The 22405-nt window shown below is 60.8% G+C and carries 26 protein-coding genes; 20 read left to right on the top strand and 6 right to left on the bottom strand.

Annotated features, from left to right (window positions below):
- Nucleotides 1-5 precede the first annotated feature (5 nt).
- Genes H7A77_RS02905 through H7A77_RS02895 form a run of 3 tightly spaced genes read right to left on the bottom strand, consistent with a single transcriptional unit; the run spans nt 6 to nt 2615 of the window.
- Entirely contained in the window at nt 6-533 is a 528-nt protein-coding gene (locus tag H7A77_RS02905; protein ID WP_049866730.1) for a GNAT family N-acetyltransferase, read from the bottom strand.
- Complete coding sequence (locus H7A77_RS02900; RefSeq protein WP_182073798.1) at nt 533-1951, bottom strand: ATP-binding protein; 1419 nt, start codon at nt 1949-1951, stop codon at nt 533-535. The genes H7A77_RS02905 and H7A77_RS02900 overlap by 1 nt, the downstream gene beginning before the upstream one ends.
- A 4-nt stretch (nt 1952-1955) precedes the next feature.
- The gene (locus H7A77_RS02895; protein ID WP_033652176.1) at nt 1956-2615 is read right to left on the bottom strand and encodes a response regulator; all 660 of its coding nucleotides are present in this window, start codon (nt 2613-2615) and stop codon (nt 1956-1958) included.
- 189 nt (nt 2616-2804) lie between these two features.
- On the opposite strand from H7A77_RS02895, the gene H7A77_RS02890 reads away from it, so the two are divergent.
- The 12 genes from H7A77_RS02890 to rbsK all read left to right on the top strand — a co-directional run bounded on the left by H7A77_RS02890 (nt 2805) and on the right by rbsK (nt 12880).
- Nucleotides 2805-3038 carry a hypothetical protein gene (locus tag H7A77_RS02890; protein ID WP_182073797.1) on the top strand — a complete coding sequence of 78 codons (234 nt, stop codon included), beginning with the start codon at nt 2805-2807 and terminating at the stop codon, nt 3036-3038.
- A gap of 97 nt (nt 3039-3135) precedes the next feature.
- A complete protein-coding gene (locus tag H7A77_RS02885; protein ID WP_182073847.1) occupies nt 3136-3879 on the top strand; it encodes an SDR family oxidoreductase in 744 nt (247 codons plus the stop codon).
- A 77-nt stretch (nt 3880-3956) separates the two neighbouring features.
- The gene (locus H7A77_RS02880; RefSeq protein WP_182073796.1) at nt 3957-4280 is read left to right on the top strand and encodes a BrnT family toxin; all 324 of its coding nucleotides are present in this window, start codon (nt 3957-3959) and stop codon (nt 4278-4280) included.
- The gene (locus H7A77_RS02875; protein WP_016929995.1) at nt 4243-4560 is read left to right on the top strand and encodes a BrnA antitoxin family protein; all 318 of its coding nucleotides are present in this window, start codon (nt 4243-4245) and stop codon (nt 4558-4560) included. The genes H7A77_RS02880 and H7A77_RS02875 overlap by 38 nt, the downstream gene beginning before the upstream one ends.
- Nucleotides 4561-4941: 381 nt before the next feature.
- Nucleotides 4942-5760 (top strand): DeoR/GlpR family DNA-binding transcription regulator, encoded by an 819-nt coding sequence (locus H7A77_RS02870; RefSeq protein ID WP_033644759.1) that lies wholly within the window; start codon nt 4942-4944, stop codon nt 5758-5760.
- A gap of 48 nt (nt 5761-5808) precedes the next feature.
- Nucleotides 5809-6792 carry a substrate-binding domain-containing protein gene (locus H7A77_RS02865; protein WP_182073795.1) on the top strand — a complete coding sequence of 328 codons (984 nt, stop codon included), beginning with the start codon at nt 5809-5811 and terminating at the stop codon, nt 6790-6792.
- A gap of 2 nt (nt 6793-6794) precedes the next feature.
- The gene (locus H7A77_RS02860) at nt 6795-8312 is read left to right on the top strand and encodes a sugar ABC transporter ATP-binding protein (protein ID WP_033644760.1); all 1518 of its coding nucleotides are present in this window, start codon (nt 6795-6797) and stop codon (nt 8310-8312) included.
- On the top strand, nt 8305-9291 hold the full coding sequence (locus tag H7A77_RS02855) for an ABC transporter permease (protein WP_182073794.1): 987 nt from the start codon (nt 8305-8307) through the stop codon (nt 9289-9291). Before H7A77_RS02860 ends, H7A77_RS02855 begins: the two co-directional genes overlap by 8 nt.
- Nucleotides 9292-9301: 10 nt before the next feature.
- On the top strand, nt 9302-10336 hold the full coding sequence (locus H7A77_RS02850; RefSeq protein WP_147838252.1) for an ABC transporter permease: 1035 nt from the start codon (nt 9302-9304) through the stop codon (nt 10334-10336).
- A gap of 30 nt (nt 10337-10366) precedes the next feature.
- Entirely contained in the window at nt 10367-11038 is a 672-nt protein-coding gene (gene alsE, locus H7A77_RS02845) for a D-allulose 6-phosphate 3-epimerase (RefSeq protein WP_033644765.1), read from the top strand.
- Nucleotides 11039-11048: 10 nt separating this feature from the next.
- Nucleotides 11049-11957 (top strand): allose kinase, encoded by a 909-nt coding sequence (gene alsK / locus H7A77_RS02840; protein ID WP_182073793.1) that lies wholly within the window; start codon nt 11049-11051, stop codon nt 11955-11957.
- Nucleotides 11954-12880, top strand: coding sequence for a ribokinase (gene rbsK, locus H7A77_RS02835; protein WP_033644768.1), 927 nt, complete (start codon nt 11954-11956; stop codon nt 12878-12880). The genes alsK and rbsK overlap by 4 nt, the downstream gene beginning before the upstream one ends.
- 40 nt (nt 12881-12920) lie before the next feature.
- Here rbsK and H7A77_RS02830 read toward each other — a convergent pair whose 3' ends face one another.
- On the bottom strand, nt 12921-13529 hold the full coding sequence (locus H7A77_RS02830) for an HD family hydrolase (protein WP_033644771.1): 609 nt from the start codon (nt 13527-13529) through the stop codon (nt 12921-12923).
- A 183-nt stretch (nt 13530-13712) separates the two neighbouring features.
- On the opposite strand from H7A77_RS02830, the gene H7A77_RS02825 reads away from it, so the two are divergent.
- Complete coding sequence (locus H7A77_RS02825) at nt 13713-14387, top strand: hemolysin III family protein (protein ID WP_033644772.1); 675 nt, start codon at nt 13713-13715, stop codon at nt 14385-14387.
- A 150-nt stretch (nt 14388-14537) separates the two neighbouring features.
- The gene (locus tag H7A77_RS02820; RefSeq protein WP_072627048.1) at nt 14538-15035 is read left to right on the top strand and encodes a DUF2165 family protein; all 498 of its coding nucleotides are present in this window, start codon (nt 14538-14540) and stop codon (nt 15033-15035) included.
- A 38-nt stretch (nt 15036-15073) separates the two neighbouring features.
- On the opposite strand, the gene ygfZ is transcribed toward H7A77_RS02820, so the two are convergent.
- On the bottom strand, nt 15074-16066 hold the full coding sequence (ygfZ, locus tag H7A77_RS02815) for a tRNA-modifying protein YgfZ (protein WP_047573794.1): 993 nt from the start codon (nt 16064-16066) through the stop codon (nt 15074-15076).
- A 320-nt stretch (nt 16067-16386) separates the two neighbouring features.
- Here ygfZ and sdhE point away from each other — a divergent pair, with 320 nt between their 5' ends.
- The gene (sdhE, locus tag H7A77_RS02810) at nt 16387-16653 is read left to right on the top strand and encodes an FAD assembly factor SdhE (protein WP_019455657.1); all 267 of its coding nucleotides are present in this window, start codon (nt 16387-16389) and stop codon (nt 16651-16653) included.
- Nucleotides 16634-17056, top strand: a complete 423-nt coding sequence (locus tag H7A77_RS02805) for a protein YgfX (RefSeq protein WP_042785308.1) — start codon at nt 16634-16636, stop codon at nt 17054-17056. Before sdhE ends, H7A77_RS02805 begins: the two co-directional genes overlap by 20 nt.
- 65 nt (nt 17057-17121) lie before the next feature.
- Here H7A77_RS02805 and fldB read toward each other — a convergent pair whose 3' ends face one another.
- Nucleotides 17122-17640, bottom strand: coding sequence for a flavodoxin FldB (gene fldB / locus H7A77_RS02800; protein ID WP_033635825.1), 519 nt, complete (start codon nt 17638-17640; stop codon nt 17122-17124).
- Nucleotides 17641-17746: 106 nt separating this feature from the next.
- Here fldB and xerD point away from each other — a divergent pair, with 106 nt between their 5' ends.
- The 4 genes from xerD to prfB all read left to right on the top strand — a co-directional run bounded on the left by xerD (nt 17747) and on the right by prfB (nt 22396).
- A complete protein-coding gene (xerD, locus tag H7A77_RS02795; RefSeq protein WP_033644935.1) occupies nt 17747-18646 on the top strand; it encodes a site-specific tyrosine recombinase XerD in 900 nt (299 codons plus the stop codon).
- A gap of 26 nt (nt 18647-18672) precedes the next feature.
- Nucleotides 18673-19389, top strand: coding sequence for a bifunctional protein-disulfide isomerase/oxidoreductase DsbC (dsbC, locus tag H7A77_RS02790; RefSeq protein ID WP_033644784.1), 717 nt, complete (start codon nt 18673-18675; stop codon nt 19387-19389).
- Nucleotides 19390-19395: 6 nt separating this feature from the next.
- Entirely contained in the window at nt 19396-21129 is a 1734-nt protein-coding gene (recJ, locus tag H7A77_RS02785) for a single-stranded-DNA-specific exonuclease RecJ (RefSeq protein ID WP_033639478.1), read from the top strand.
- A gap of 168 nt (nt 21130-21297) precedes the next feature.
- A protein-coding gene (gene prfB, locus H7A77_RS02780; RefSeq protein ID WP_099783420.1) for a peptide chain release factor 2 occupies nt 21298-22396 on the top strand; the annotation gives its coding sequence in 2 pieces (ribosomal slippage) (nt 21298-21372 and nt 21374-22396; 1098 coding nt in all).
- Nucleotides 22397-22405: the final 9 nt, after the last annotated feature.

The following is a 22405-nucleotide window of genomic DNA, read 5'->3' as shown; positions in this document are numbered from 1 at the left end:
GGCCGCTAGCGGCAAGGGCAGACCAGATGAATGTCTTCCGGCTCACGGGCGAACAATTCGGTATCCGGCTGTTCGATGAGCCGGCAGCCCTGCGCCAGATAGAAGTCTACGGTGCTTTTATTGGGGATGGAGGAGACATACAGCCCGGCGGCGCCGTCTTGCGCCGCCTGATGCAGGCAGAGCTGGAACAGCTGCCTGCCTAACCCCTGGCCGCGTTTGTGCGCGCTGACGTAAAAGAACAGCAGCTGGCGCAGATCCCGCTGTGGGCCGCGCGGCTCGGTGTCCAGCGCTGCCGCCGCCACGATCTCCTCGCCTTCGAACAGCGCGAAGAACGCGCCGCCGCGATCGAAGCACGCTGCGTGGATTGGCGTATAGGTTTCCCGATCGTGCGGATCCCAGCCGCGCACGTCGTAGTACTCCGCATAGGATTGCAACTTGCCGTCCTGCAGGCGATACAGAGTGTCGATAATTTCGCTGCGGTCGATATCCCATAGCCGGTCGAGTTGCTGCCGTTGCAGCAGAACAGGGGCAATCATGGTCGTGGTTCACTCTCAGTCTGTGGCCGATAACTTTCCGGCAAATCGATGATGAAGCCGATGCCGCGATCGTCAAGGCCTTCGGTGACGCGCAGCTGCGCGCCGATTTTGTCGGCCAGGTTTCGGGCGATGGCCAATCCGAGCCCGCTGCCGGTTTGCTGCGTGCCGGGCACGCGGTAAAAGCGTTCAAACAGGCGGGAATGGTGTTCTTCGCTCACCCCCGGGCCGTTATCGCGCAACGTAATATAGCAGCCGAGCGGCGCCAGCGAGCGGATATTGGCCTCGATGCGGCTGCCGGGCGGCGCGTACTTGAGCGCGTTATCCAGCAGGTTGGTGAAGATGGCGATCAGCGCATGGCGGTCGGTACTCACCACCACATCCTCGCTGCCGTCGAGCGACAGTTCGACATCTTTTTCCAGCGCATAGGGGACGTGCTGCGCGATGCATTTGCCGATCTCCGCATAGATGTCCACCGCCTCAATCTTCAGCGGAAAATCTTCCGCCTCCAGCTTTGCCAGGTTGATCAGCTGGCGTGACAGCGACGCCGCGCGATCCAGCCCTTGCTGCATGTCGCCGATGATTTCCCGGCGCTCCTGCTGCTCGCTGACCTGGGTCAGCAGATGCAGCTGCGCCAGCACGGCGGCGATCGGCGTGCGCAGCTCTTGCGCGGCGTCGGCCATAAAGCGTTTCTCGCGCTGATTGGCCGCGTCGATGCGCGCCATCAGTTTGTTGACCTCCATCACCACCGGCCGGATTTCCTGATACTGCTCGCTGACGTTGAGCGGCGACAGGTTGCCCGGCTGACGATCGGAAATGGTGCGGGCGATCTGGCGCAGTGGCCGCAGGCTGAAGTAGGCGGTAAACAGCAAGGTAATGATGATCGCCGCCAGAATGCCCAACAGCGGTACGGCGGTGCTTTCCGCCGGATTGCCGAATATCGTGGTGCGATCGTTGAAAGACTCGCCGACGATCACCCGGTACTGGCGCTTTTCGCTCCAGCTGCCGGCAAGGTGCCAGTTGGCGCCGGCGTAATTGACGGAGCCGGACAGCACCGAAGGCGGCAGGCGCAGCGGTTCTTCCTGCGTTTGTGAGCAGTAAAGCACCCGGTTATCCCGATCGTAAACCACGAACAGCGGATGATAGTCGAATTGATCCTGCATGCCATTATTGATGGAATCAATGTACATGCTTTCGATGGTTTTGATGATGCCGCGGTAATCAATATTATCGGTGCCGGTTTCATCGAGAATATTGGCGATGCCTGCGGCGACGATGCGTTGCTGGTTATCGAAATATTTCTCCATGTCGGGGTAATACCAGTACTTCACCCAGGCGACGAGGATCCCCCACAATAATAAAATGGCCAGGACCTGGAAAATAATGGTGCGCATAAAGAAGGATTTGAAACCGATCATCCCGCTACTCTTTCTTCAGCAAATAGCCAATGCCGCGTACGGTAATGATTCTTTCTTTACCAATCTTGCGGCGTAAATTATGCATGTGTACTTCAAGCGAGTTGCTTTCCACGCTATCGCCGTGGCCGAACAGCCGCTGTTCCAACACCGCTTTGCGCACCACGGTGCCGGCGCAGCGCATCAGTTCGTGCAGCAGGTGATACTCTTTTTTCGACAGCATCAGCAGTTCGTTATCCAGCATGACCTGATGGTTGACCGGATCGAGATACAGCGCGCCGAGGCTCCAGGTTTGAGACGCGAAGCCCGCCATGCGCCGGTTGACTGCCTTGACGCGCGAGATGAGTTCGGGCAGCGCGAAAGGTTTGGCCAGAAAGTCGTCCGCGCCGGAGTCGAGGCTGTTCACCAGGCTCTCGATGCGATCGCGGGCGGTCAGGATGATGATCGGGATATTTTGTCCGGCGGCGCGCCAGGCGATCAGCTTCTGCAAACCGTCGCCGTCCGGCAGCGTGAGATCCAACAGCATCAAATCGAACCCGCCGGGTGAAAGTTTATTTTCCGCGTCGGTGAGCAGACGCACCCAGCACAAATTAAAGCCGGCCAGCTCCAATGCTCGGCACAGCGCCTTGCCTAATTGCAGGTCGTCTTCCACCAACAGTATGTTCACGTTATTTCCGCTGAGAGCCTTGAGTCGCGATTATCTAACTATAACGCTGACGGGAAGACAACGAGGAAAACCGCTCTGCCTGCGCGTTCTTAAGCAAACCTTAATCTGGCTTTAATCTCGCGTTAAGGGAGCGGGGGGGAATTTCAGTTATTTTGCTGCCATTCGAAATCATGGCTGAGGGAGCGAAACATGCTGACTGAAGGTTTCCCGAACGCGGGCGCCTCGCGACGGCTGATGTATTCAGGCGTGGCGATACTGCTCGTTCTGTTGATGCTGTCTTTTCGCGGTGATGCGCAGAGCCATAGCCACGGCGGACATCATGCTTCCGCTTTGCAGCGGGTGCATCAGGCGGCGGCGACGGACGCTTACGGCTGCGCCAAGTCGCGCATTAAAAAGCAGCTGCGCCGCCTGGCTCAGCTTTGAAGCGTTTTTTAGGGCGCCGCTCTATACTCTGACGGGCAAACGGAAGGCCTGTGCGCAGGCCGTTGTCGACATCGCCAACCAGAGAAAAAATACGATGATGAAAGTGGCATTGGTGACCGGCGCAAGCCGGGGAATTGGCCGCGCGACCGCTTTGCTGCTGGCCCGGCAGGGCTATGCAGTGGGCGTGAATTACCTGCGCGACGAAAGTGCGGCGCGGCAGGTGGTGGCGGAGATTGAGGCGCAGGGCGGCAAGGCGCTGGCGCTGCAGGCCGACGTGGCCGATGAAGCGCAGGTGATGGCAATGTTCAGGGCGCTGGATGCCGGGCTGGGCACGCTCAGCGCGCTGGTCAACAACGCCGGCATTCTGTTCCGGCAGGCGAACATTGAACAGTTGACCGCCGAGCGCATCAATCAGGTGCTCGGCACCAACGTCACCGGGTATTTCTTGTGTTGCCGCGAGGCGGTGAAGCGCATGGCGCAGCGCCATGGCGGGCAGGGCGGCGCTATCGTCAATGTGTCCTCCGCCGCTTCCCGTTTAGGCGCGCCGGGGGAATATGTGGATTATGCCGCCTCGAAAGGCGCCGTCGATTCGTTGACCATCGGGCTATCGCTGGAGGTGGCGGCGCAGGGCATCCGCGTCAACGGCGTGCGGCCTGGGCTTATCTATACCGAGATACACGCCAGCGGCGGCGAACCCGGCCGGGTGGATCGCGTGAAGAGCAGTTTGCCGATGCAGCGCGGCGGCCAGCCGCAGGAAGTGGCGGAGGCGATCGCCTGGCTGCTGTCTGACGCCGCGTCTTACGTGACCGGCACCTTTATCGAGGCCGCAGGCGGGCGTTGAACGCATCCGGAGAATTTTGACATCCCTTCGGAGGTGATGTATTTTGATTAAATAACAACCAAAATGTAGTTACAAAAATGTATGTTTATTTTGAATGGAATCAGGATAAAAATCACAGTAACCAGCGCAAACACCGTGTCAGTTTTGAGATAGCGCAACGGGTTTTTCTGGATCCTAACCATTTGGCTGTGCTGGAAAGGATCGAGGATGGAGAAGAACGTTGGCAAACGATCGGTATGGTCGGATCCTGTTTGCTGTTGCTGGTGGCACATACGACGATCGAAACGGATGTCGAAGGCGATACAGTAGAGATCGTGCGTATCATTTCAGCACGCAAGGCCGATGCCAAAGAGAGGGGAAGATATGAAGCGCAAAAATTCCGCCAAAAATCTGGCTCATAGCGTACTCCCGCCGTTGACGGAGGAGCAGAAAGCGCAAATTGCTTCACTGAGTGCGTTGCCGGACGAGGGCATCGATTATGCCGATGCGCCGGCGCTGGGGGAAGAAACGTGGCAGACTGCGGTTCAGGGGCGTTTTTATAAGCCGATGAAAGTATCAAAAACCATCCGAATCGATGCGGATGTGTTGGCTTGGCTTCAGCGACCAGGCAAAGGCTATCAGAAACGCCTGAACGCCGTGTTGCGTGAGGCGATGTTGAAAGAGCATGAGCACGAGGAATAATTTGTGTCAGGCGGCTAACGATCCGGTGAGATTCTCACCGGATTTTTTTTGCTGTTTTTTCAGGTAATGCGTTATCAACGCCGGCTGTCTCCTTGCGGCGCTCGGTCAAAACCACACAAACGGTCATTAACGGTCATTCCGCGGAACGTGGAATTGTGACCGTTTACCGTTTCTCTCCTGTCTGCCTCAGGCGGTCGTGCATCATAACTGTCTGTTACTCCACACTTTCGTAATTATTCATTTCATTTCCTTCCCGATTTTTTTGACAACTATCACAGCGCGATCGTTGACCGATCGCGGGGCGATGCGCTTTGCGTCTGCGCGCAAAACGCGGCGCGGCAAATCGATATCGTAATCATCGTCGTGGAGGAGAAAAGAAACATGCTGCCTGTAGAACGTCATCGCTTTATTACCGAAGTCTTGAGCCAGCGCGGCCGCGTGATGGTGCAGGAGGTGGCGCAGCTGTGCCACATCTCTATCGAGACGGCGCGGCGTGATCTGGCCCTGCTGGAACGGCGCGGCCTGCTGCTGCGCAGCCACGGCGGCGCGGTCTTCGTCGAGCCGCCGGCGGTGGAAAAAACCTATGTGCCCGCCGAGATAGATCAGGGGGAGTCCTTCCGCCAGCGCAGCAATGAGTCGCCGGAGCAGAAGACGCGCATCGCCAAACGCGCGCTGGAGTTTATCGCGCCCGGGGATTGCCTGCTGCTGGACAGCAGCTCCACCAGCTGGTTTTTGGCGCGCCAGCTGCCGGATATCTCGCTGGTGGTGCTGACCAACTCACTGCACATCATCCAGACGCTGGCCTGCAAGGCGAACGTGCGCACCATCGGGCTGGGGGGCGAGTATTCCGCCAAGTACGAGGATTTTATCGGCGTGCTGGCGGAGCAGATGCTGAAAGAGTTCGTGATCAACAAGCTGTTTTTCTCCTGCCACGGCATTTGCCAGGACGGCGGCATCCGCGAGAGCAATGAGCACCATGCGCGGCTGAAGCAACAGATGCTGCTGGCCTCGGAGCGCAAGTTCCTGCTGGTGGACAGCAACAAGTTCGGCCGCCGCTCGTTCGCCCGCATTTGCCATTACCGGGAAATAGATACGCTGATCACCGACAGGCTTGGCGATGACGAGTTTCGTCAGGAATTGGCCTGGAACAACGTCGATGTGATTGAAGTTTCACCCGCCGCGAAAAGGGCGGCGCGATAACAACAACGAAAACCTTTTATTACAGCCAACACTTGTGGAGAGAGAACAATGAAAAAATCCGTACTGGTCGGTCTGTTTGCCTCGCTGCTGCTGTCGGTCTCCGCGCAGGCGGCGGACAAGCTAAAGATGGGCGTAGTGGTGAAGATCGGCGGCATTCCCTGGTTCAACGCCATGGAGGCCGGCATCAAAAGCGAGAGCGCCAAACGCGGCATCGACGCCTGGATGGTCGGGCCGACGGCGGCGGATCCGGCGCTGCAGGTGCGCGCCATCGAAGATCTGATCGCGCAGAAAGTGGACATCATCGGCGTGGTGCCGAACGACGCCCGGGTGCTGGAGCCGGTGCTCAAGCGCGCGCAGGAGGCGGGCATCAAGGTGATCGTGCACGAGTCCCCCGGCCAGAAGTACGCCGACTGGGATTTTGAGCTGGTGGACGCCTCGCAGCACGGGGTCAACCACATGAAAGCGCTGGCCGCCTGCATGAAAGAGCAGGGCAAGTATGCGGTGTACGTCGGCAGCCTGACGGTGCCGCTGCACATCACCTGGTCGGACTCGGCCATCAATTACCAGAAGCAGCACTACCCGAACATGCAGCTGGTAGGCGACAAGTTCGGCGTGGGGGAATCGCTGGATGACAGCGTGCGCACCACCAACGATCTGATGGCCAAATATCCCGATCTGAAAGGCGTGCTGGCGTTCGGTTCGCAGGGGCCGATCGGCGCCGGGCGCGCGGTGCTCAACCGCGGCAAAAGCAACGATATCTGCGTCATCGGGCCGTTCAGCCCAGGGCAGGGCGCTTCGCTGGTCAATCGCGGCGCCATCAAGGGCGGTTATATCTGGAACCCGATGGTGGCGGGCGAAGTGTTCGTGCGCATCGCCGACATGATGCACAAGGGCGAAAAAATCACCGATGGCATGACCATCGAAGGCATGGGCAAGGTGCAGGTGGATGCGCAGCTGCACACCATTCTCGGCAATGCCACCGAAAGCCTGGATAAGCAAAACCTGCCGAAGCTGGTGAAGATGGGGCTGTAATCATGGCGATTTCCGGCAATACGGCAACGCGGGGCGCGCCGCTGATCGAACTGCAACAGCTGTCGATGACCTTCGGCGGGCAGCGCGCGCTGAACGATATTTCATTGGCGCTGATGCCGGGGGAGGTGCACTGCCTGGCCGGCACCAATGGCTGCGGCAAGAGTACGTTGATCAAGGCGATCGCCGGCGTGTACCAACCGGATGACGGCAGCCGCATTACCTTCGATGGGCAAACCTTCGGCCGGCTATCGCCGGATCAGGCGCGCGCCTTCGGCATTCAGGTGATCTATCAGGATCTGTCGCTGTTTCCCAACCTGACGGTGGCGGAAAACATCGCCTTTGAGCACAACCTGCACGGGCTATTGGGATGGCACCGCCCGGCGAGGCTGCGGCGCACCGCCGAGCGCCTGCTGCAGGAGCTGAATTTCAATCTCGATCTCGACAAACCGGTGGCGGAACTGCCGATCGCCCAGCGCCAGCAGGTGGCGATTTGCCGCGCGCTGGTGGCGCAGGCACGGCTGGTGATCATGGATGAACCGACCGCCTCGCTGACCCGCACCGAGGTCAATCAGCTGCTGCGCACGGTGGATTATTTGAAAGCGCAGGGCATCTGCGTGGTGTTCGTCAGCCATCGGCTGGACGAGGTGCTGGAGATCTCCGATCGCGTCACGGTGATCCGCGACGGCAACAAGATCGGCACCTGGCCGGCGGCGGAGATCACCGGCGATCGCCTGACCGAATTGATGACCGGCCTGACGCTGGACTATCGCCTGAAGTCACCGAGCATGAATAAGGATCGGGTGATGCTGGAGGCGGATCGTCTCAGCCGCGCCGGGCAGTATCACGATGTCAGCTTCCGCCTGCATCAGGGCGAGGTGCTCGGGCTGTGCGGACTGCTCGGCTCCGGGCGCACCGAGCTGGCGCTGAGCCTGTTCGGCATGACCCGGCCGGACAGCGGCAAGCTTTACCTCGACAGCAAACCGGTGCGCTTTCGCGGCCATGAGGACGCGATCAGGGCCGGCATCGGTTATGTCTCGGAGGATCGCCTGACGCTGGGGCTGGTGCAGCAACAGTCGGTGGCGGACAACGCGGTGCTGACCATTCTCGATAAGCTGCGCGGGCGTTTTCGCCTGATCGACGATTACCGCAAGAATCGCATCGTCGCGGAGTGGATCGCCAAACTCGGCGTGCGGGTGGCGGATCCGGATCAGGCGGTTTCGACGCTGTCCGGCGGCAATCAGCAAAAGATCGTGCTGGCCAAGTGGGTGCTGACCCAACCGCGGATCCTGATCCTCGACTCGCCGACCGTCGGTGTCGACGTCGGCGCCAAGGCCAGCATCTACCAACTGATTCATCTGCTGGCGCAGGAGGGGATAGCGATTCTGCTGATCTCCGACGAGGTGCCCGAGGTGTATTACAACTGCGATCGGGTGCTGCACTTTAGCGGCGGCAGCGTGATCGGCGAGTACCTGCCAGAGCAGGTGAGCCAGCAGCAGCTGGCGGAGGCGGTTAATGCGTAGATTCAGTCTGAAACCGCGCGGCAACGAAGGCTACCTGGCCTGGGTGCTGCTGCTGACGGTCATCGTCTTTTCGCTGCTCAGCGATCAGTTTTTGACGGTGCAAAACCTGCTCGATCTCAGCGAAAGCTACGCGGTGAGCGGCATATTCGCCCTCGGCCTGTTCGTGGTGCTGGTGACCGGCGGCATCGACATTTCCTTCGCCGCAGTCGCCTCGGTGGTGCAGTACCTGATCGCCACGCTGGCGACGCATTACGGCCTGGTCAGCCCGGCGGGCAGTATTTTGCTGGCGTTGGCGATCGGCGCCGCGCTCGGCATGGTCAACGCGCTGTTGATCTACTGCCTGCGCATCGTCTCGATCATCGTCACCATCAGCATGCAGGCGTTGTTGTTCGGCATGCTGATGTGGCTGACCAACGGCCGCAGCCTGTACGCATTGCCGGACTGGTGGACGCTGCCGCGCAGCGTGCTGCCGTTCCAACTGGGTGAGCAGAGCTATCAGCTCGGTTTGCCGACGCTGGTGATGCTGGCGGTGGCGCTGCTGACCTGGCTGCTGCTGAACAAAACGCACCTCGGGCGCCAGCTGTTTGCCGTGGGTGGGGATGCGGAATCGGCGCGGCGCATCGGCATTCGCGTCGGCCTGCTGCATCTGTTCGCCTATGGCTATCTGGGCGCGATGGCGGCGATCGGCGGCCTGGTGCAGGTGTATCGCATGGGGGAAGTGGTGCCCAACGCGTTGGTGGGCGGCGAGCTCGACGTGCTGGCGGCGGTGGTGCTGGGTGGCGCCAGCCTGAACGGCGGCAAGGGCAGCGTTGTCGGCACGCTGATGGGCGTGTTCCTGATCGGCGTGCTGAAAAACGGCCTCAACCTGATCGGCGTGTCCAGCTACTTCATGAACGTGGTGATCGGTCTGGTGATCGTCGCGGCGATCACCGTCACTCACTACAAGAAACGCAAAGAAACCGACGTTGGTTTCGCCTGAGGAGCGCTTGATGGGCAACAACCTGAAATTTCGTCCGGACGGGGCCGCCGTCGGTTTGCTGGCGTTGCTGCTGGCGGTGGTGCTCGCCTTCAGCCTGCTGATGCCGGGGCGCTTCTTCAGCGGCGCCACCTTCACCAGTGTGGCCTTCCAGCTGCCGGAGCTGGGCCTGCTGACGCTGGCGATGTTCATTCCGATCCTCAGCGGCGGCCTGAACCTGTGCATTATCGCCAGCGCCAACCTGACCAGCCTGCTGATGGCCTGGCTGTTCATCAGCTACCTGCCGGCGGACGCCGGGCTGGGCTTGCAGGCGCTGTGGCTGGCCTTGGCGCTGGCGGCGGCGATGCTGCTGGCCGGGCTTATCGGCGCGGCGACCGGCGCACTGGTGGCCTACGTCGGCGCGCACCCGATTTTGGTGACGCTGGCCACCATGACCACGGTCAACGGCATCGGCATCTACCTGACGCGCGGCGCAGCCCTGAGCGGCATGCCGGAGATCGTGCGGTTTATCGGCGCCGAGAGCGTGCTGGGCGTGCCGGTGCCACTGTGGATCTTCCTGGTGGTCGCCGCCTTGCTGGCACTGTTCCTGCAGAAAACCCGGCTCGGCAAATGCATCTACATGAGCGGCAGCAACATCAACGCCACCCACTTCAGCGGCGTGAATACTCATCGGGTGCTGATCGCCATTTACACCCTCTCCAGCCTGCTGTGCGTCATTGCCGGGCTGGTGATGATGGCGCGCTTCAACTCGGCGCGCATGGGCTACGGCGACTCTTACCTGCTGCTGACGGTGCTGGCGATCATTCTGGGCGGCACCGATCCGTTCGGCGGTTTTGGCCGGGTCAGCGGCGTGGTGCTGGCGCTAATCGTGCTACAGGTGATCGCGACCGGTTTGAATCTGATGAACGTCAGCCCGCATTTCAGTCTGGCGATGTGGGGCGCCGTGCTGATCGCGGTGCTGGCGCTGAAGTTTTTCCGGCATCGCTATCGGCAGCGGCGGGCGATGCGCCGCAGCGCGGCCCAGGCCAGAACCGCGGCGGGCCACTGATCCTTTTCCCTTTTGCGCAGGATAACGCTAATGAAATACCAGATTTCGCCTTCACTGATGTGCATGAACCTGATGGATATCCGCCAGCAATTGGCGGTGCTGAACCGCCGCGCCGATATGCTGCATATCGACATCATGGACGGGCATTACGTTAAAAACATCACGCTGTCGCCGTTCTTTATCGAACAGATCCGCCCGCACACTTCGTTGTTGCTGGATGTGCATCTGATGGTGGAGAACCCGACCGACTTTATCGAGCCAATCGCCCGCGCCGGCGCGGACTTTATCTGCCCGCACGCTGAAACCATCAACCGCGACGCGTTTCGGGTGATCAATCAAATCCGCGCGCTGGGCAAAAAAGTGGGGGTGGTGCTGAACCCGGCCACGCCGGTGGAGTTTATTCGCCACTACCTTCACCTGCTGGACAAGGTCACCGTCATGACCGTCGATCCGGGCTATGCCGGGCAGCCGTTCATTCCCGAAATGCTGGAAAAGATCCGCCAATTGCGCGATCTGAAAAGCCAACAAAATCTGCGCTATCTGATCGAGATCGACGGATCCTGCAACCAGCGCACTTACCGCGATCTGATGGGCGCCGGTGCAGAAGTGTTGATCGTCGGCAGCTCCGGGCTGTTCAATCTCGATCCGGATCTGGAGACGGCATGGGAAAAAATGCTGGATCAGATGCGGCAGGCGGCCTGAGGCGGGGGACATGATGCGGTATTTTCTTGGCGTTGACGTCGGCGGCACCAATACCCGCCTGCTGTTGATGGATGATGAAGGTGAATTCAGCGGTTACCGCAAGATAGCGACCGCCGACTGGGCGCGGCAGGCCGATCCGCTGGCGGCGTTGGGCCGGCTGATCGCCGGGCAGTGCCAAGATCGTCAGGTGGCGCAGGTGATGCTGGGGCTGCCGGGGATCCTCAGCCGCGATCGCTCGCGGGTGCTGTCGCTGCCGTTTATCCCGGCGCTGGACGCTCAGCCGGTGGCGGCGTTGTTGGCCGATTTGCTGGCGCTGCCGGTGCGAATGGACAAGGACGTCAATCATCTGCTGTGGTGGGATCTGCAGCAGCTGCCGGCGTTGCCGCAGGTGGCGGTCGGGCTGTATCTGGGCACCGGCATGGGCAACAGCCTGTGGCTGAACGGCGATTTCTACCACGGCGCGCACGGCGCCGCCGGCGAGCTGGGGCACATTCCCTGGCCGGGCCATCAGGGCGAATGCCCGTGCGGTAAACGGGGCTGCGTCGAGAGTCTGACGTCCGGTCACTGGCTAACCGGCTGGGCGCGCGCCAATGCGGCGCAAACGCCGTTCGACCGGCTGTTCGAACGCCACGGCGATCATCCGGATCTGCAGCGCTTCGTCGAGCGATTGGCGCAGACCATCGCCGTCGAAATGAACGTGATCGACCCCCAGCGCCTGATCCTGGGCGGCGGCGTGATCGCCATGCGCGGTTTTCCGCTGGTGCGGCTGGAGCAAGAGATCCGCCGTCATCTGCGCGCGCCGCAGCCGGCGCAGGGGCTGACGATCTCCGTCAGCCGCCTCAGCGATGAAACCGGCAGCAAAGGCGCCTGTCTGGCCGCCCGGCGCCACCTCCAATTGAGCAGGGAGTACCAGCAATGAAAGGCAAAGTCTGCGTGTTCGGTTCGTTCAACCTGGATATCGTCGCCGGCATGGCGCGCTTTCCGCAGCCCGGCGAATCGCTGATCGCCCGCAACAGCATGATGGGGGCGGGCGGCAAGGGTGCCAACCAGGCGACCGCCGCGCTGCGCGCCGGAGCGCGGGTGCATTATATCGGCAAGGTGGGGCGCGACGACTTCGGCACGTTCGCCCGGCGCCACCTCGCCGCCGCCGGTTTCGATGCGGTGACGCTGTTCTCTACCGGCGATTGCCCCACCGGCAATGCGCTTATCTACGTTGCCGGCGAGGATGCGGAAAACATGATCGCCGTCGATCCCGGCGCCAACCTGACGGTCAGCGAAGACGAGGTGCGTCAGTGCCGGCCGGCGATCGCCGCGGCGGATATTCTGCTGACTCAATTGGAGAACAACCTGCCGGCGATCGAGCAGGTGATCGCCATTGCCCGCGAAGCGCAAACGTTCATCATACTCAACCCGGCGCCGTTTCAGCCGGTGCCGGACAGCCTGTTGGCGCAGGTCGATCTGCTGACGCCCAACGCCACCGAGTGCACGTTGCTGACCGGCGTGCCGGTGCGCGATGTGGCTTCGGCGCGCCAGGCGGCGCAGGTGTTGCACGCCAAGGGCATTCGTTTGCTGATCGTGACGTTGGGCACGCAGGGGGCGTTGTTCTCGGACGGGGAAAACAGCGAGCTGATCCCGGCGTTTCCGGCACAGCCGAAAGACACCACCGGCGCGGGCGATGCGTTTAACGGCGCCTTGGCGGCGCAACTGGCGAATCAGGTGCCGTTAGCCGAGGCGGTGCGCTTTGCCGCCGCCTATGCGGCGGTCTGCGTGGAGCGCGCCGGTGCGGCGGGATCGATGCCGAGCTATGAGGAGGCGTTGGAACGCCAACGGACGTTCGCGTGACGATAACGGGCTGCGGCGCGGAGGCGGCAGCCCGGTTCCCTTATTTCAACCAGCCTTTGCGCTGCGCGTCCCGCAGATGTTGCTCCAGGTGGCGCCACAGCTCGGGATGCACGTCGGCGATCGCCGCATTGCGCGACAGTACCTGCTCCAGGCTGATGCCGTTTTCCACCCAGCTCTGGCCTTCGTTGTGCAGGTTCATCAGCATCGGCATGGTGCGATCCAGCAGCAAGGCGAAGCGGGCATCGGCGCTTTCGCCCTCTTCATACTCCTGCCATAAAGCGGTGAAATACTCGCGCTGTGTCTGCGGCAGCATGCCGAACAGACGGCGCGCCGCCGCCACTTCCTGATCGTGGATCGCCGCGCGGGCGGCCAGATCGTAGACCAGTACGTCACCGGCGTCGATTTCCACGATGTCATGCAGCAGCGCCATCTGGATCACGCGCTGAATGTCTACGTCATCACCGGCGTACGGGGCCAGGCTCATGGCGGCGATGGCGAAGTGCCAACTGTGTTCGGCGGAGTTTTCCTGGCGCTGGGTGCCCAGTACTTTGGTGCGGCGTTGCACGCCTTTCAACTTATCGATTTCCATCAGGAACTGGATGGCCTGGGTCATTGAACCGAAATCTAACGCGGGTACAGCGGATGACATGGTGTAAACCTCAAGGTGGGTGGGTTGAAGCCTGACGATTGTAGACCACCGGGCAGGGGATTTCGATGGTTACACGCGTTCACATTTTTATTTTAGCGTACACGTGTACACTGGAATTATTCTCAGTTAAGCTGCTTTGCGTTAATTTCGAACAAAGCAGGGCATTTTGAGGGGTTGCGCGTTATGGGGAAAACGGACGTAGTGAAAGCCGGGACCAATAAGATTGTCGCCGCGGCTTATCCGTGGGCGGAAGAGATCGCCAACAGCATCAGCCACGGCATCGGGCTGGTGTTCGGCATCGTCGGCCTGGTGTTGCTGTTGGTGCAGGCGGTGAATACCGGCGCCGATGCGACGGCCATCACCAGTTACAGCCTGTACGGCGGCAGCATGATCCTGCTGTTTCTCGCTTCCACGCTGTACCATGCGATTCCGCACCAGAAGGCCAAGCATTGGCTGAAAAAGTTCGATCACTGCGCCATTTATCTCCTGATTGCCGGCACTTACACGCCGTTTTTGCTGGTGGGGCTGGATTCGCCGCTGGCGAAGGGATTGATGGCGGTAATCTGGGGGTTGGCGCTGCTCGGCGTGCTGTTCAAACTGGCCTTCGCCCACCGTTTTGAAGCCCTGTCGTTGGTGACCTACCTGACGATGGGCTGGCTGTCGCTGATCGTGATTTATCAGTTGGTCACGCGGCTGGAGGCCGGCGGCGTCACGCTGCTGGCGATCGGCGGGGTGGTCTATACCCTGGGCGTGATTTTCTACGCTTCCAAGCGCATTCGCTTTGGCCACGCCATCTGGCACGGCTTTGTGCTCGGCGGCAGCGCCTGCCATTTCATGGCGATCTACCTGTACGTCTAAGCGTTGCCGCTACGTCTGAATGCGTATTGAACTGGCGCCTCTTTTGTTTTAAAAAAGAGGCGCTTGCTTCTTTCGGGTATCCAGCAAGCCCGTTCCTTCATTTCTGAGCCCGCATACCGTTTCTTTAACCTCTGTTCAGGACTCACCAAGATGATCGTTCGCTTATCCAAAGCGCTGCTGGTCTGCGCTATCGCCTTGTTCGCTTCGCTGGTCGCCTTCGGCAACATCAGCGACTACGGCTCCAACTTCGCCTTTGTGCGCCATGTCTTTATGATGGACACGATTTTCCCCGACGCCACCATCGGCTATCGCTCGATACAGACGCCGTGGCTGCATCACGCCGGTTATATTTTCATCATTGCGCTGGAAAGCCTGACCGCGCTGCTGTGCTGGATCGGCGGCCTGCGACTGTTGGGCGGCCTTAAACTGCCCGCCAGGGCCTTTAACGGCCGCAAAAAGCTGGCGGTGGTCGGCCTGACGCTGGGCTTCCTCACCTGGCAGGTCGGTTTCATGTCGATAGGCGGCGAGTGGTTCGGCATGTGGATGTCGAAGCAGTGGAACGGCGTTCCCGATGCCTTTCGTTTCTTCATCACCATCATTTTGGTGCTGATTTATCTGGTGCAGCGCGACGGGGAGTTGGACGAGTAACGAAGATGGCCGCAGGCAGGGCGCCTGCGGCCGACGAATTATTTCTCTTCGGCCAGCGAGTAGGGCAACGGTTTGATCGCCAACTGGCTGGCGGCATCGTCGCGCACCCGCAGCTTGCTGTCGGCGTCCAAATCGTTGTTCATTACCACCTGCACCCACAGCGTGCCGTCGGCCAATTGGCTCGACGCCAGTACGGTGCCGGTGCGGCGCCAGTTTTCACCCAGCTGCAGCTCCAGATCTTCCGCCGCCTGCGGGGCGCGAGCGGCTTTACCTTCCAGCCAGTAGAGCGCGCGTTTGTTGGCGCCGCGGAATTTGGCGCGCGCCACCATCTCCTGGCCGGTATAGCAGCCCTTGCTGAAGCTGATGCCTTCCAGCGCCTGCAGGTTGGTGGCCTGCGGGATCAGCTGCGCGCTGTTGGCGGCGTCGATAATCGGATAACCGGCTTCGATCTCCAGCGCCAGCCACTGGCTGCTGTCATTCAGTTCCGCCTGATCATGCAGTTTGCCGATCAGCTGTTCGGCCACGGCGGGGCGGGTCACCAGCAGAAAACGTTCCGCCGGCGCAGCGAAGTGCAGCAGCGTGGTTTCGCCTTCCTGCACCACCGGGTGCTCGGCACTCGGCAGCGTGGCGAACAGGCCCGCCAGCGCGGCGCGCGCCTGGAAACCGGCGACCCCCAGCAATACCGCGTCATTATCGGCGGCGATGGTGACTTTGGAAAACACCGCATATTTTTTGATTTCAGCCAGTTGGCTGTCCAGCACGCTGCGGCGCTCCAGATAGGCGAAGCCTTCGCCACGGTGGAACAGACGCAGGTTGCTCCACATTTTGCCCTTGGCGTCGCAGTGGGCGCACAGCACGTGTTGATCGGCCGCCAGCGCGTCGATGTCCGCCGTCACCTGGCCCTGGAGATATTTCACCGCGTCCGGCCCGTTCAGCGTCACCAGCGCCCAATCTTCCAGCGAGATCAGCGTCAGGGGCAGATGGGTGGAAGCGGAGGGCTGACGGGGTGGGAATGGAATGTTATGCGCCATAGTAAGTTCCTGCTCAACGTTTAGCTTACCTGAAGGGTATTGAACCCATGGTAAAAGAGGCGGCGGGCTTTGCAAACTGTTATTCGCGCCGCGGCGCCGGGGGGCGCTTTTTTTGGCATTTTGCGCTTTATTGCGTTTTCCGCCACAAAGCGCCTTCCCGGCGTGTATGTCAAATTGTTACTCTATAGGCTTGCGGCCAGGGCACCCTTGCAGACAGATCCCCGGTTGATGGAATTATATTGCGACGGCGTTGCCATACAGTGTGTCATTTGAACCCTGCGCTGGCGCTGCCGCGCTGAAAAGAGGTGAGTCATAACAACATGGATATTAACAACAAAGCACGTATTCACTGGGCTTGCCGTCGTGGCATGCGCGAGCTGGACATCTCCATCATGCCGTTCTTCGAATACGAATACGACAGCCTGAATGACGCGGACAAGGCGCTGTTCATCCGTCTGCTCGAGTGCGACGATCCCGATTTGTTCAACTGGCTGATGAATCATGGCGCGCCGCAGGACAGCGAGCTGCAAAGAATGGTGACCCTGATCCAAACGCGAAATAAAGATCGTGGCCCAGTGGCGATGTGATATCCGCATTTCCTGGCGCACCCAGCTGTTCTCTCTGTTGACCCACGGCGTCCTGATCCTGCTGATCCTGATTTCGCCCTGGCCGGAAGGCTTTGGTCCGCTCTGGCTGGTGTTGCTGACGCTGGTGGTGTTTCAGTGCATTCGCAGCCAGAAGCGCATCGCTGCGGTGCAGGGTGAACTGCGGCTGCTGGCGGACAGGCGTTTCAGCTGGCACGGCCGAGAATGGCGGCTGGCGAAAAAGCCCTGGATGCCGGGCTACGGCCTGCTGCTGACGCTACAGCCTATGGAGGGCAAAAAGCGCCGTCGGCTGTGGCTGGCTTCCGACTGCATGAGCAAAGAGGAGTGGCGCCACCTGCGGCAGCTGTTGCTGTATCCGCCGGCGGGTGACGGCGAACAAGACTGATAGGGGGCGCCGGCGCGAATCATGTCGCCGGCGCTCGGCGTTTGGGGAAGATCGCCCGATAGCGGCTACAGCAGCGGCTCCATCTCCAACAGGATCTGTTCGCACCATTGCTGCAGGCGCTCTTCGCTCAGATCGTATTGGTTGACCTCATCGAGCGCCAGGCCGACGAAGTGTTTGCCGTCGGCGCTCAGCGGTTTGGGGCTGGTGAACTCGAAGCCCTCAGTTGGCCAGAAGCCGATGAACTGCACGCCCAGCGGCGCGATGTGATCGTGCAGCATGCCCAGCGCGTCGAGGAACCACTCACCGTAACCGAGCTGATCGCCCATGCCGTACATGGCGACGATCTTGCCTTTCAGATCCAGCGCCGGCAGCTGCGGCCAGATCGCTTCCCAGTCTTCCTGCAGTTCGCCGAAATCCCAGGTCGGGATGCCGAGGATGAGAATGGAATAGTCCTCCATCAGCTTGGGCGAGACGTCTTTCAGGTTGTGCAGGTCGACCAGGTCTTCACCCAGAATCTCACGGATTTTTTCTGCCGCCATCTCGGTGTAGCAGGTGCTGGAGCCGTAAAACAGACCAATCTTCATGTGTAAACCGTTACGTTGCTGTTTAGAGAATTGCAGCGAGTATACCTGATTTGCGTCGGCTTAAGGCATAATGGCGCGGGTGGAAATGCAACGAAGAGAGGACCGCGTGCAACAGCAAGACAATGCGCTGATTGAGCAATTCCTGGATGCGCTGTGGCTTGAGCGCAATCTGGCGGAAAATACGCTGGCCTCCTACCGGCTGGATTTGCAGGCCCTGGGCGCCTGGCTTGGCCAGCAAAACACCGACTTGCTGCAGGCTCAGGCCTTGGATCTGCAGGCGTTTCTCGCCGAGCGGGTGGACGGCGGCTACAAGGCCACCAGCTCTGCGCGCTTGCTGAGCGCCATGCGTCGCCTGTTTCAGTATCTGTACCGCGAAAAGCTGCGCGCCGACGATCCCACCGCACAGCTGGCTTCCCCGAAGCTGCCGCAGCGTTTGCCGAAGGATCTGAGCGAGGCGCAGGTCGATGCGCTGCTGCAGGCGCCCTGCGTCGATCAGCCGCTGGAGCTGCGCGACAAGGCGATGCTCGAGGTGTTGTACGCGACCGGGCTGCGGGTCTCTGAGCTGGTGGGGTTGAACATCAGCGATGTCAGCCTGCGTCAGGGCGTGGTGCGGGTGATCGGCAAGGGCAACAAGGAGCGGCTGGTGCCGCTGGGCGAAGAAGCGGTCTACTGGATCGAAAATTATCTGGAGCACGGTCGCCCGTGGCTGGTCAACGGCCAGACGCTGGATGTGCTGTTCCCCAGCAACCGGTGTCAGCAAATGACCCGACAGACGTTCTGGCATCGCATCAAACACTATGCCATCCTTGCGGGCATCGACAGCGAGCGTCTGTCGCCGCACGTGTTGCGGCACGCGTTCGCCACCCATTTGCTGAACCATGGGGCCGATCTCCGTGTCGTACAGATGTTGTTAGGCCACAGCGATCTCTCGACCACGCAAATTTATACTCATGTAGCGACCGAACGACTGAAACAGCTACATCAACAGCATCACCCGCGCGCCTGAGCGGCGGGTTCGAAAGGATTGGAACAATGAAAAAAGGTTTAATGCTGCTCTCTCTGCTGGTGGCTTCGGTGGCCGGCGCCGCCCATGCCGATGACGCGGCGATCAAAAAAGCGCTCGCCAGCCTGGGCATTCAGCAGGCGGACGTGCAGCCTTCGCCGGTCAACGGTCTGAAAACCGTGCTGACCGACAGCGGCGTGCTGTACGCCTCCGAAGACGGCAAGCACATCCTGCAGGGCCCGCTGTTCGACGTCAGCGGCAAAGAGCCGGTCAACGTGACCAACCAACTGCTGAGCACCAAGATGGACGCGCTGAAAGATCAGATGATCGTTTACAAAGCGCCGAAAGAGAAACACGTGATCACCGTGTTCACCGATATCACCTGCGGTTACTGTCACAAACTGCATCAGCAGATGAAAGAGTACAACGATCTGGGCATTACCGTGCGTTACCTGGCGTTCCCGCGCCAGGGGCTGGCTTCCCAGGCTGAAAAAGACATGCAGTCGATCTGGTGCACCGCCGACAAGGCCAAGGCGTTCGACGCCGCCATGAAGGGCGACGCCGTTTCTCCGGCGACCTGCAAAACCGACATCAGCAAGCATTACGAGCTGGGCGTGCAGTTCGGCATTCAGGGCACGCCGGCCATCATCCTGGAAAACGGCATGATGATCCCGGGCTATCAGGGGCCGAAAGAGATGGCCGCCATGCTGGACGCGCATCAGGCCGCCACCAAAGCCGGTGGTTAATCGCCGGTGAGTATCAAAACGCAACTACGCCGCCGCCCGGCGGCGGACGACACGCATCTGCCCGCCAGTTTGCCGCCGCTTCTGCGTCGGCTTTACGCCCTGCGCGGCGTGCAGGCTGAGCAAGAGCTGGAGCGCGGCGTCAAAGGCATGCTGCCCTGGCAACAGCTGGACGGCATCGACGACGCCGTCAGCCTGTTGCAGCAAGCGCTGGCCGACGGCCGCCGCATTATGGTGGTGGGCGATTTCGACGCCGATGGCGCCACCAGCACCGCGCTGACGGTGCTGGCGCTGCGCAGCATGGGCGGCGCAGCCGTCGATTATCTGGTGCCAAACCGTTTCGAAGACGGTTACGGCCTGAGCCCCGAAGTGGTGGAGCAGGCGGCGGCGCGCGGCGCGGAACTCATTGTTACCGTCGATAACGGCATCTCCTCCCACGCCGGCGTCGACGTGGCGCACGCCAAAGGCATGCAGGTGCTGGTGACCGATCACCACCTGCCGGGCGAGACCCTGCCGGCGGCTGAAGCGATCGTTAACCCCAACCTGCGCGGCTGCGCCTTCCCGTCCAAATCGCTGGCGGGGGTAGGCGTGGCGTTCTACCTGATGCTGGCGCTGCGCGCCCGGCTGCGGGACAGCGGCTGGTTCGAGCAGCGCGCGCTGGCGATGCCGAATCTGGCGGAACTGCTGGATCTGGTGGCGCTCGGCACCGTGGCCGACGTGGTGCCGCTGGACGCCAACAACCGCATTCTGGTGTATCAGGGATTAAACCGCATCCGTGCCGGCAAATGCCGACCGGGCATCCGCGCGCTGCTCGAAGTGGCCAACCGCGACGCCCGCCAACTGGCGGCCAACGATCTCGGTTTCGCCCTCGGCCCGCGGCTCAACGCCGCCGGCAGGCTGGACGACATGTCGATCGGTGTGGCGCTGCTGCTGAGCGACGACATCGCGCAGGCGCGCATGCTGGCCAACGATCTCGATGCGCTGAACCAGACGCGACGCGAGATAGAGCAGGGCATGCAGGTGGAAGCCCTGCAGCTGTGCGATCAGCTGGAGCGCACCAGCACCGAGCTGCCTTACGGGCTGGCGATGTATCACCCGGAATGGCATCAGGGCGTGGTGGGCATCCTCGCTTCGCGCATCAAAGAGCGTTTCCACCGTCCGGTGATCGCTTTCGCGCCGGCGGGCGACGGCATCCTGAAAGGCTCCGGCCGTTCGGTGCCCGGCTTGCACATGCGCGACGCGCTGGAGCGGCTGGATATGCTGAACCCCGGGCTGATGATGAAGTTCGGCGGCCACGCGATGGCGGCCGGGCTGTCGCTGGAAGAGGCTAAATTCGACGAGTTCCGCCAGCGTTTCGGCGAGCTGGTGGGCGAATGGCTCGATCCGGCAATGTTGGAAGGGGTGATCTGGTCCGATGGCGAACTGGCGATGCAGGAGCTGTCGTTGACGACGGCGGAGCTGCTGCGCGAGGGCGGCCCGTGGGGCCAGGCGTTCCCGGAACCGACCTTCGACGGCAAGTTCCGCATCCTGCAGCAGCGGTTGGTGGGTGAGAAACACCTGAAGCTGATGGTGGAACCGCTTGGCGGCGGCCCGTTGCTCGACGGCATCGCGTTCAACGTGGACACCACGCTGTGGCCGGACAGCAGCGTGCGCGAAGTGGAACTGGCCTACAAACTCGACGTCAACGAGTTTCGCGGCAACCGCAACGTGCAACTGCTGATCCAGCACCTTTGGCCGCGCTGAGGCGAAATTGAACACAACTCGGGGATTGGGCTCTCCAATCCCCGGCATCCTTCCCGATCGCCACAAAAACTGACCAACTCGCTATAAACTGCCGCCCGGATCCGTTAGAATTAGCGGTTCCAATGGCATTCCGCCATCGACGACATCAACGTAAAAGAACGCAAAACCATGTTTGAAATTAACCCGGTAAAAAACCGAATTCAGGACCTGTCCGAGCGGACTGCGGTTCTTAGGGGGTATCTTTGACTATGATGCCAAGAAGGAACGCCTAGAAGAAGTCAACGCCGAGCTGGAGCAGCCGGACGTTTGGAACGAACCGGAGCGCGCACAGGCGCTCGGCAAAGAGCGCGCCGCGCTGGAAGCCATCGTTGAAACCATCGATCACCTGCAGCAGGGCAGCGAAGACGTCAGCGGTCTGCTGGAGCTGGCGGTGGAAGCCGACGATGAAGAGACCTTCAACGAAGCGGTCGCCGAACTCGATCAACTGATCGCCAAGCTCGAGCAGCTGGAATTCCGCCGCATGTTCTCTGGCGAATACGACAGCGCCGACTGCTATCTGGACATTCAGGCCGGCTCCGGCGGCACCGAAGCGCAAGACTGGGCCAGCATGCTGCTGCGCATGTACCTGCGCTGGGCCGAAGCCAAGGGCTTCAAGACCGAAGTGATCGAAGAGTCCGACGGCGACGTTGCGGGCCTGAAATCGGCCACCATCAAGATCATCGGCGACTACGCGTTCGGCTGGTTGCGCACTGAAACCGGCGTTCACCGCCTGGTGCGCAAGAGCCCGTTCGACTCCGGCGGCCGTCGCCACACCTCGTTCAGCTCGGTGTTCATCTACCCGGAAGTGGACGACGATATCGACATCGATATCAACCCGGCGGATCTGCGCATCGACGTGTACCGCGCCTCCGGTGCGGGCGGTCAGCACGTCAACAAAACCGAATCCGCCGTACGTATTACTCACCTGCCAACCAACATCGTGGTGCAGTGCCAGAACGATCGTTCTCAGCATAAGAACAAGGATCAAGCGTTTAAACAGCTGCGAGCCAAGCTGTACGAGTTTGAGATGCAAAAGAAAAATGCTGATAAACAGGCGATGGAAGACAACAAGTCCGACATCGGCTGGGGCAGCCAAATCCGTTCTTACGTGCTGGATGACTCCCGCATCAAGGATTTGCGCACCAACGTCGAAACGCGTAACACGCAGGCCGTACTGGATGGCGACCTGGATAAATTCATTGAGGCAAGTTTGAAAGCCGGGTTATGAGGAATAGAA

This window comes from Serratia sp. ME47 (assembly GCF_903970925.1).
Taxonomy (GTDB): domain Bacteria; phylum Pseudomonadota; class Gammaproteobacteria; order Enterobacterales; family Enterobacteriaceae; genus Serratia; species Serratia ureilytica.
The sequence above is the reverse complement of the archived record's forward strand: the minus strand, read 5'-3'. Positions and strand labels throughout refer to the sequence as shown.